The organism is Xenorhabdus mauleonii (assembly GCF_900113945.1).
GTDB classification, from domain to species: Bacteria; Pseudomonadota; Gammaproteobacteria; order Enterobacterales; family Enterobacteriaceae; genus Xenorhabdus; species Xenorhabdus mauleonii.
Genome location: NZ_FORG01000025.1, coordinates 48,822 through 59,434 on the forward strand (window position 1 = coordinate 48,822; position 10,613 = coordinate 59,434).

At 43.8% G+C, this 10,613-nt stretch carries 8 protein-coding genes; 7 read left to right on the forward strand and 1 reads right to left on the reverse strand.

Annotated features, from left to right (window positions below; genetic code table 11):
• Nucleotides 1–368 precede the first annotated feature (368 nt).
• Nucleotides 369–818 (forward strand): homoprotocatechuate degradation operon regulator HpaR, encoded by a 450-nt coding sequence (gene hpaR, locus BM100_RS18175; protein WP_092513545.1) that lies wholly within the window; start codon nt 369–371, stop codon nt 816–818.
• A gap of 524 nt (nt 819–1,342) precedes the next feature.
• Nucleotides 1,343–2,107 (forward strand): SDR family oxidoreductase, encoded by a 765-nt coding sequence (locus tag BM100_RS18180; protein ID WP_092513547.1) that lies wholly within the window; start codon nt 1,343–1,345, stop codon nt 2,105–2,107.
• A gap of 92 nt (nt 2,108–2,199) precedes the next feature.
• Here the strand turns inward: BM100_RS18180 and BM100_RS18185 are convergent, their stop codons facing one another.
• Complete coding sequence (locus tag BM100_RS18185) at nt 2,200–3,027, reverse strand: MurR/RpiR family transcriptional regulator (RefSeq protein ID WP_092513565.1); 828 nt, start codon at nt 3,025–3,027, stop codon at nt 2,200–2,202.
• A 253-nt stretch (nt 3,028–3,280) separates the two neighbouring features.
• Here BM100_RS18185 and BM100_RS18190 point away from each other — a divergent pair, with 253 nt between their 5' ends.
• The 5 genes from BM100_RS18190 to BM100_RS18210 all read left to right on the forward strand — a co-directional run bounded on the left by BM100_RS18190 (nt 3,281) and on the right by BM100_RS18210 (nt 10,523).
• The gene (locus tag BM100_RS18190; RefSeq protein WP_092513549.1) at nt 3,281–4,792 is read left to right on the forward strand and encodes a CoA-acylating methylmalonate-semialdehyde dehydrogenase; all 1,512 of its coding nucleotides are present in this window, start codon (nt 3,281–3,283) and stop codon (nt 4,790–4,792) included.
• A 23-nt stretch (nt 4,793–4,815) separates the two neighbouring features.
• Nucleotides 4,816–6,750 carry a 3D-(3,5/4)-trihydroxycyclohexane-1,2-dione acylhydrolase (decyclizing) gene (gene iolD, locus BM100_RS18195; protein WP_211284518.1) on the forward strand — a complete coding sequence of 645 codons (1,935 nt, stop codon included), beginning with the start codon at nt 4,816–4,818 and terminating at the stop codon, nt 6,748–6,750.
• Nucleotides 6,751–7,095: 345 nt separating this feature from the next.
• On the forward strand, nt 7,096–8,082 hold the full coding sequence (gene iolG / locus BM100_RS18200) for an inositol 2-dehydrogenase (RefSeq protein ID WP_092513551.1): 987 nt from the start codon (nt 7,096–7,098) through the stop codon (nt 8,080–8,082).
• A gap of 413 nt (nt 8,083–8,495) precedes the next feature.
• On the forward strand, nt 8,496–10,190 hold the full coding sequence (locus BM100_RS18205; RefSeq protein WP_092513553.1) for a solute:sodium symporter family transporter: 1,695 nt from the start codon (nt 8,496–8,498) through the stop codon (nt 10,188–10,190).
• 39 nt (nt 10,191–10,229) lie between these two features.
• On the forward strand, nt 10,230–10,523 hold the full coding sequence (locus tag BM100_RS18210) for a cyclic nucleotide-binding domain-containing protein (RefSeq protein ID WP_092513555.1): 294 nt from the start codon (nt 10,230–10,232) through the stop codon (nt 10,521–10,523).
• Nucleotides 10,524–10,613: the final 90 nt, after the last annotated feature.

Genomic DNA, 10,613 nt, shown 5'->3' on the forward strand with positions numbered 1-10,613 from the left:
CTGTACGACGTATCACAAGACTGTTTGTTAACATATTAATAAATCATAAATCGGCAATCTTCAATATGTTAATTTGATTGTTAATTTTAATTGTGATCTATGTAACAACACGCAGTTTGTGATTGTTTTTACCAAGTAAAGATCAAGCTGTTATATTTAACTCAAGGTCATTTGGCCTTGAATTTAACCTTTTTTTAACTTTTTTTTACCCGATGATTTTATTTATTTGTTAATGTTGAAGTCTTTTCCCTTTGTGGATAAATATGAGCGTGTTAGTCTTTTTGATGTTTATGTTGTCTATAATAAGTAGCGCGTGCGTTAAACTTATAGAGAATGACTGGTAATTAACTAAAGAGTCACTTTTACTTATGCATGAATCCCTGACAATTGCATTACTTCAAGCGCGGGAAACCGCAATGGGTTTTTTCCGCCCTATTTTGAAGAGCTATAATTTAACAGAACAGCAATGGCGTATTATTCGTGTACTGGCGAGCAGTCGTTCGATTGATTTTCACGACCTGGCTTGTCTTACCTGTATTTTGCGTCCAAGTTTGACTGGTATTTTGACACGCATGGAGCGCGACGGTCTTATATTCCGCCTTAAGCCCATGAATGATCAGCGTAAGCTGTATGTATCTTTGACACCAACAGGCCAAGAACTTTACGAACAGGCAAAAGGGGAGGTCGAAGAGGGTTACAGGGCAATTGAGGAGGCTTTTTCTCCAGAAAAATTAGACCAACTTTTGAAGCTATTGGATGAATTTATAGCTATTGGCAGCCATTCTCAAGAAGACTTAGATGAAGAAAGTGAACTGTAACTTGATGGTTTTATTAATGTGTTAATTAGCTCATTGTTCAAATAACACAATAAAGACCGCCGGAATGAATTGCATATAGATATTATGCAGTATATTGCGGTGGTTTTTTTGTATTTATTGACATTAGCTGAATGAAAATAACCCGCATTAGGCTTTATTTTTAGTAAAAAAATTAAAGTATTTTAATTTATAGGATGCACAGAAACTGTCATAGATCTTTTGCTATTTAAACTAATGGAATAGCAATGTTATCGATTAGTTATCACCCGTGTTTCTTAATATATCATTTATACCATGAATTAATTTATATTATTTATTCATATAATGAATATTAATTGGCGTGCAATGCTATTTTTAATATAAATAAAGGAGTGGAAATTATTTAATTATTGAATAAATTACAATGCGGTAACAGTGACACAATAAGCTAAAAAGAATAGAAATTTCTAAGTAGGATGGCTTCTCTTCCGATAGAGAAAAATTCCTCATCCAGCTTTGTCACTGATATAAGGAAAGCCAAAATAATGTTTAATAAAGTCAATGAATTTAGCAAGTTGAAAGGTAAACGTGTTGTGGTAACGGGTGGCGGTCGAGATTTTGGGCAGGCGGTTTCTGTTTGGCTGGCGCGTGAAGGCGCACATGTTGATCTTTGTGCCCGTCAATTATCCAGTGCTGAAGCGACATGTGAAATTATTCACCGTGAAGGTGGCAGGGCGCGGGGGTATCAATGTGATATGAATGATGCTCAATCGGTTAGTCAGTTTGCCAATCAATTGCTGCAAGACAAGCAGCCTATCGATATCTTGATCTTGAGTGCGGCCCAGTGGCTGGAAGGATATTTGGGGGAAAATGACAGTGATGCTGATATCGTCAGTACCGTCAACTCAGGCATAACCGGCTCTATCTTGCTGACCAAAGCATTATTGCCGAGCCTGCGCCAATCACGGGGAGCGGATATCGTTGCAATGGTCTCAAATTGTGGAGTTCCCCAATTTAATGACTCTGTCGCTCATCCGGCTTTCTTTGCTGCCAAGCATGCCATGAGTGGTTTTAGCCAGAACTTGGCCCATCATTTGAGCAAAGAAAATATTCGTGTAACAGGTCTGTATCCGCCTGATTTTCAAACCAACGGATTTGATGAAGTATTGGATGAGAATCAAAAAATGGGGGAGCAAATGCTCAATGCCCGCTCAGTGTGGGAAACCTTAAAGTTTGTTATTACCCAACCCCGTAGTTGCCACATTAAAGCCGTTTATTTCCAAGGCCCGTCTTTTAAGGATTTTGAATAACCCTGATAGGCCACTGGCGGCAATAATTCTGCTTGATAGCAAAATATTCTGGCGTGACAGTTACTAAATTAACTGCCACGCATTGTGTGTTTTTATTCTCCCTGCCGATATGCCAGCGCTACTGCCAATGATTGCACCAGACACAAGGTTGCAGATTGAGAACGAAATGCATCAACTTGTGCTTCTTTCACCACAAAACAGACATCACTGAAACTTGCCAACGGACTAATTTGGCTATCGGTAATCACGATTTGTTTCGCACCGGCCTTGGCTGCCCTCTCGCTCACCATCACCGTTTCTTCTGCATACGGTGTAAAACTGATCGAAACCACGACATCATTTGAACCAATCATGTTCATTTGCTCACGGAACATCCCCCCTAAACCATCAATTAGCATAGGACGGCATTCCAAGTGACTGAGAGCATAAGCAAAATATGACGCCACACTAAAAGAGCGGCGCAGTCCAATAATGTAAACGTTGCGTGCAGTTGCCAGCAGATTGACGGCCGCATTTAGATCTTCCGCTGAAGCGCGGGCAGCAAGTTGTTGCATCGCTTGAGCATTGGAATGGGCAAATTCCTGCAAAATATGCAGCGGCTCTTCCGGAATATAATGGTCTTTGTCCAACTCTTTGAACAGCCTAGCCCGATCGGTATAGCTGGCTGTTTCCTCCACCAGATTCATGCGAAACAGCTGTTTCATTTCATTGAACCCACTAAAATTAAAGGCATTGGCAAAACGGATTAAAGTGGAAGGAGGGACATCGGCTTCTTTGGCGATAACGGCAACAGTGTCGAATGCAACACTGTTTGTATTATCCAGTACATATCTTGCAACTTGTTGTAATCTTTTACTCAACTCACCATAACGTGAGCGTACTTGGTCTTGCAGTTCATTCAGGTTAGATGCTGTAGACATAATCCCCCCAATAAAAAATTGTAATGAAATAGATAATTCATCTCCATCAGGCAATTATGCTTGATACCAGCGGAGATACTCACAAGTTGCCACGGTGTAATGAATGTAATTGCGTAAAAATAGCGTGTTGATCACATTAATTAAAGTGCGTTTCAATTTTTATTGAAAATGAAATATATATTTCATATATCTGTAGCCATCATGATTCAAATCTTAGTGATCTTAATCGTCATCGTATTTAGAGAGGCTCAGAATGGAACAGGTTAAAAATTTTATTGGCGGTCAACTCATTGATAGTAAAAGTAATCGTACTTCACCTATCTTCAATCCGGCTACGGGGCAAAAGATCCGGCAGGTTGCCTTAAGTACGGCTGATGAGACGAAACAAGCTATTGAATCTGCCCATCTGGCCTTTCACAAATGGTCAAAAAATTCCCCGCTAAAACGTGCCAGAATTATGTTTAAATTCAAGTCATTGATTGAAGAAAACCGCGACAGGCTGGCACGCCTGATTTCAGAAGAACACGGGAAAATTTATTCTGATGCGGTTGGGGAATTGACCCGTGGCCTGGAAGTTGTGGAATTTGCGTGCGGCATTCCTCACCTGCAAAAAGGAGAGCATTCAGCGAATGTAGGCACGGGCGTTGACAGCCATTCACTGATGCAACCCTTGGGGGTTTGTGTTGGTATCACCCCATTTAACTTTCCTGCGATGGTTTCAATGTGGATGTTTCCGATAGCGTTAGCCACAGGGAATACTTTTGTTCTGAAACCATCTGAAAAAGATCCCTCCCTTTCCATTGAACTGGCGAAATTATTGCAACAGGCAGGCTTGCCGGATGGGGTATTTAATGTTGTGCAGGGAGATAAAGAAGCCGTTGATGTGTTACTGACTGACGCCCATGTTCAGGCCGTCAGTTTTGTCGGTTCAACACCGATTGCGGAATATGTTTATACCACTGCCTCGGCACACGGAAAACGTTGTCAGGCATTGGGCGGCGCGAAGAACCACAGTATTTTGATGCCGGATGCGGATATGGACATGGCTGCAAATGCCATCATAGGGGCCGCTTTCGGTGCAGCAGGGGAACGCTGTATGGCTTTGTCTGTTGTTCTGGCTGTTGGGGATGAAATAGCGGATGAATTAGTAGGCAAACTCCAGCAACAAATTGCCCATATGTCGGTGGGCGCAGGCATTACCGAAGGCAAAGAAAATGATATGGGGCCGGTAATTACTGAACAGCACAAAGCAAAAATTTGTGATTATATTCGCAGTGGTGTCGAGCAGGGGGCAACGCTGCTGGTTGACGGGCGCGGATATCAGGTGCCTGATTGTGAAAATGGCTATTTCGTGGGGCCGACGTTATTTGATTATGTGACGCCGGACATGAAAATCTATAAAGAAGAGATTTTTGGCCCGGTACTTGTCATTGTTCGGGTACCGGATTATGACACCGCCCTAACCTTGATCAATCAACATGAATATGGCAATGGGGCGGCCATTTTCACCCGTGACGGTGAAACAGCCCGTCAATTCAGTGAGGATGTTCAGGCTGGCATGGTGGGCATTAATATTCCCATTCCTGTGCCAATGGCATTTCACAGCTTTGGCGGCTGGAAACGTTCCATTTTCGGGCCACTCAATACTCACGGCAATGATGGCGTGCGCTTTTACACCCGCATGAAAACAGTAACCAGCCGTTGGCCTGCCAGCGTACGTCTGGAACACCATGATAGCCATTTCGTGATGCCAACAATGGAGTAATGATTGCCATGACGAATACATCAATGCATACGCAAAAAATGACAATGGCTCAGGCGTTGGTCAAATTCCTCAACCAGCAATATATTCATGTGGATGAAAAAGAATATCCCTTTATTCAAGGGGTATTCACGATATTTGGTCACGGTAATGTCGTTGGGCTGGGGCAGGCATTAGAGCAGGAACCGGGTCATTTGCGCATTTATCAGGGCTGTAATGAACAAGGAATGGCACACATTGCGACAGGGTTTGCCAAACAGAAAAAGCGCCAACAAATATTCGCTGTCACTTCTTCGGTAGGGCCGGGCGCGGCTAACATGGTTACGGCCGCCGCCACAGCAACCGCTAACCGGATCCCATTATTATTGCTGCCGGGAGATACGTTTGCATGTCGCCAACCTGATCCGGTTTTACAGCAAGTGGAACAATATGGCGACGGCACTATTAGCACTAACGATTGCTTTCGACCGGTATCCCGTTACTGGGATCGAATATCCAGACCAGAGCAACTGATGGCAGCGATGATCCATGCCATGCGGGTACTGACCGATCCCGCTGACACTGGTGCGGTGACTATTTGCCTTCCACAAGATGTACAGGGGGAAGTTTGGGATTATCCGGACTACTTTTTCCAGAAACGGGTTCACCAAATTGAACGCCGCCCAGCTTCCCAATCCCGTATCCAAGATGCGCTGGCACTTCTTCAACGCAAGAAAAAACCGTTGCTGATCTGTGGCGGTGGCGTGCGTTATTCCGGTGCCCACGACGCTTTTCGCCAGTTTGCTGAAACATTTAATATTCCATTTGCAGAAACACAGGCAGGAAAAAGTGCGATTGTGGCGGCACATCCACTGAATTGCGGTGGCATTGGCACAACAGGCTGTTTGGCTGCCAATCTTTTGGCAAAAGAGGCTGACTTGATTATCGGTGTCGGGACACGCTTCTCAGATTTTACAACTGCCTCAAAATCGTTGTTTCAGCATTCAGAAGTTGAATTTCTTACCATTAATGTCGCGGAATTTGACGCTTGTAAATTGGATGCAGTGGGCGTATTGGCGGATGCCCGTGAAGGGTTGAATGCCATTGCGGATGGGCTGGCAAAAACGGCATGGCATTCGGGATGGCGGGAAGAAATTGCCGAGGCCAAAGCCGCTTGGCAGCAGGAATTACAACGCTTGTTTTCTATTCAATACCAGCCCGGTTTCCGGCCCGAAATTGCGGGGCATTGCGATGATACATTAGCGGAGTACAGCGAAGTATTACAGACTGATTTAACGCAAACACGAGTACTCGGCTTGATGGATCAATGCTTGGAGCCGGATGCTATCATTGTTGGATCGGCAGGTTCCCTGCCGGGAGATTTACAGCGTGTTTGGCAGCCAAAGGTACCTGATACTTACCATCTTGAATATGGTTATTCCTGTATGGGCTACGAAATTGCAGCATCATTGGGAGCAAAACTTGCCTGCCCAGAACAGCCGGTTTATGCCATGGTGGGTGATGGCTCTTATCTGATGCTGAACAGTGAATTGCAAACAGCCATTCAGGAAAACATCAAGATTACTGTATTGCTGTTCGATAACGCCGGGTTTGGTTGCATCAATAACTTACAAATGAGCCAAGGGATGGGAAGTTTCGCGACAGAAAACCGTTATCGCAATCCACAAAATGGGCGCTTGGATGGGGCATTGATGCGGGTGGATTTCGCCAAGAACGCAGAAAGCTACGGTTGCAAGAGTTATCGTGTGCATAATGAGCAACAATTGATAGCGGCTTTGCAGGATGCGAAGACACAATCATGTGCCACATTAATTGATATTAAAGTCCTGCCGAAAACGATGACCCATGATTATGAATCGTGGTGGAGAATAGGAACCGCACAACTCGCTGATAATCCGGCGATAACTGCATCAGCGGAGAAAATCAAAACCTATGTTGAGGGAAAAGTTCGCCAATATTAACCCCTTGCTACCTTGATGCAACCCGAAATTCATCGGGAATCATTTTTTATGGATAAATTAAGCGGAATATGGGGAAGTTAATAATTTCCCATATTCCGCTTATTTAGCCACGGGTTTTATTTTCCATGATCGTTATTCCTTACCGCATTAAGCCCCGAAAAGTACCGCAATCTAACAATCTGAAGTAACAAAGAAAATGATCAGGAAGCAGGGTTGCGAAATGGTAGTTCTATGAGCTGGCTCTAAAAAATAAATTTTTCAAATAAAACAAAATTGAAATAAATATTTTGTTTGTTATATTTTTATCCACACCAAAAGCAGATACCAAGGTATCAAGGAGCATTCATGTTCAATATTGCGTTATTTGGCGCTGGGCGAATTGGGCAGGTTCACGCTGTTAACATAGCAGGCCACAAAGAAACGTGTCTTTATTCTGTAGTAGATCCCAATCAGGCAAATGCGGAAGCATTGGCACAAAAATATCAGGCTAAAATACAAACCATCGAAGAAGCGATGGCAGATCCTCATGTTCATGCTGTTTTAATCGCATCAGCAACAGACACCCACGCGGATTTGATAGAGCTGGCCGCCCGACACAACAAAATGATTTTCTGCGAAAAACCGGTTCACCTTGATCTTGAGCGGGTTCGCCAGTGTCTTGCGACAGTTGAAGAATATCAGGTTCCTCTTTTTGTCGGGTTTAACCGCCGTTACGATCCTCAATTTCGTCGGCTGAAAAACCTGTTCAATGCCGGTACTGTGGGTAAAGCAGAGTCTCTGCTCATTACTTCCCGTGATCCTTCCCCCCCTCCAGCTGAATATGTTCGGGTATCTGGCGGCATGTTCAGGGACATGACCATTCATGATTTTGATATGGCTCGCTTTATTATTGGTGAAGAGCCGTGTGCCATTTATGCCCAGGGAAGCAACCTTGTTGACCCAGTCATTGGTCAGGCGGGAGATATTGATACCGCGTTTATTGTCATGAAATTCCCATCGGGGGCAATGGCAACCATTACCAACAGCCGTCGTTCAGGCTATGGCTATGATCAACGCCTTGAGCTGCATGGTGAAAAAGGTTTGCTGAATGCCGGTAATATCAAGGAAAACAGCGTTGAGTTTTGGGGCGAGGATGGCTGCGTTGCCGCGAAACCAGAACACTTCTTCCTGCAACGTTACCGTGAAGCATATATTGCAGAATGGCACCATTTTGTCGATGTCATGGCTGGCAGAGCTGTTCCTGAAACTGGTGGCATTGATGGAGAACAAGCACTTTACCTTGCAGATAAGGCTTTAGAATCTTTGCGTTCAGGTAAAGAAATAAAACTATAACCTATGGATTTCGAGTTGGTGGCGGCAAAAGAATAACAAATTTGGCGGGAACGAATTTGCCCGGCCAACAAAGAGGCAACTTGAAAGACGACTGGTATATAACAAATTACCATAACGAATTTTTATAACCGGTCTTTATGAAAAATACAGCCGGAACATCTCTATCCATAGGATTGTAAATTGTCGCTTCATTGGCTGCATTTTGAAAGATGACCGGTATATTTCATCAAAATACCATGCCCGTTCCGGCAACCATAACTATGGCAAACAGTTTTTATCAATGTTTCGTCATTTCCACAAATAAGAATAGGAAGGCTGTTTTTATAAACCAGTAAATAGGAATTGGTTTTCAGAAATTAGTTTTCCTGTTAGCCCATTATTGCCTGAAACCGTTAATCAGGGTGGAGGATTACATGTTAGCTTTTCTTTCTTTTATCGGTTTTACTCTATTGGTGGCAGGGATTGCTTATTACAAGACACGAAATAAACACCTAAGTGATTCTACCGAGGGTTATTTCCTTGGCGGGCGTTCCCTGACTGGAATATATATCGGCAGCTCCATGTTATTAATGAATCTGTCCACAGAACATTTAGTTGGCTTAAATGGTTTGGCATTCAGAACGGGGTTTATTGTTATGGCCTGGGAAGTTATTGCGGCATTAACAATAGTCTTATTTGCTGTTTACTTCCTGCCTAAATATTTGAAATTGGGTATTTCGACGATCCCGGAATATCTTGAACGCCGATTTGATAAAAATACTTTACTGATAACATCCATTCTATTTTTGGCGATGTATGTTATTTCGCTCTTACCTATTGTGCTATATACCGGTGCTATTGCTCTGGAAAGTTTATTTCAGGTTTCACAGGTTTTTCAGGTCGATAAAACGACCGCACTTTGGATTATGGTTTGGGGTGTTGGTGGGCTTGGAGCAATTTATGCCATTTTCGGCGGGATCAAAGCCATAGCCGTTGCAGATACGATTAATGGCGTTGGCTTGATTGTTGGTGGCTTGATGGTCACTGCTTTTGCTTTATTGTATGTCGGGGATGGCGATGCGTGGAAAGGCCTGAGTGATGTTTATCAAGCCCATCCGGAGAAATTCAATTCCATTGGCAGCGAAGATTCACTGGTACCATTTTCAACGCTATTTACGGGGCTGATTGTCTCCAATATGTTTTTCTGGTGTACCAACCAATCCATTGTACAAAAGTCACTGGGAGCCAAAAACTTGGCGGAAGGGCAAAAAGGCGTCCTGTTGTGTGCCCTGTTTAAACTCATCATTCCGTCCATCATTATTCTGCCGGGGATCATTGCATTCCACATCTTCAGTGGACAAATGGATAATCCCGACAATGCTTATCCGGCATTAGTCCAACTGGTACTGCCAAAAGTTTTAGTAGGCTTTTTTGCTGCCGTGGTTGTCGGCGCAGTTTTTTCAACGTTCAGTGGCGGGCTGAATTCTTCCGTGACACTGTTTACCGTGAATATCTATAAACCGCGCATTAACCCGAATGCAACCGAAGCACAGACTGTGGCAGTAGGTAAGTTCTTGGGGATTGGGCTGGCGTTGGCAACCATGATTATTGCCCCGCTTGTTGCCAATGCTCCTGATGGCCTGTTTTACCTGATTCAGCAACTACAAGGGATTTTCAATGCGCCTATCCTGAGTGTGGTACTGATCGGGTTGATGACAAAACGTGTTCCGGCGATCGCAGCAAAATTGGGGCTGTTGTTTGGAATGTCGGCGTACATCATTTGTAATTTCATCCTGAAAATCGATATTCATTTTTTCCACTTGGTTGGTATCCTCTTTGCCTTAAATATCATTTTTATGCTGATCATCGGCCATTTCTTCCCGGCTGAGTCTTACCAAGAAGTCTATACCGAGCAGGTAGACATCACACCGTGGTCAATGGTTAAACCAATGGGATTGCTCATTACTTTGGCTGCAATTTCTATGTATGTTTATCTCGCCCATAACGTACCGACTTATATGATGGCAATCTATTACCTCTTCGCTGCGGGCATCTTGGGCTATGTTTTCTTTCAAATGGGCAAGGTTCTGTTCAAGAGGCCGATCGCAGTAAATTCGGCGGGCAAATAAGCCTGCGGATAATGCGGTTAAATAGAGAAAGGAGCGGAAATGGAAACATCACTGATCCCTAATGTGCGGGAATTCCTTGTCAAACGAGATCCTTTTGACAAGCTGCCTGAATCACTGCTGGATATGATTATCAGACAAGTAGAGATTAGTTACTTGGTACAGGGAGAAATCTTGCCGGAGACAGATATTGTCGGCAAAGGGCTATATTTGGTTCGCACAGGCGCCGTTGAACAGCGTCATGCCGATAAAACCCTGCGTGCAAGATTGGGGGCAGGTGATGTTTTTGGTTTCAGTGTCCTTGATAAAATGCCGGGGCAGGCGGGACTTTATTAACCTGAGATCGGTTTAAGCCATCACCTGAAGTCCTGTTTTTTCAGCATGGGTGATATTCAGTGATGGCTTTTTAGGTTTCAGACAATAGGC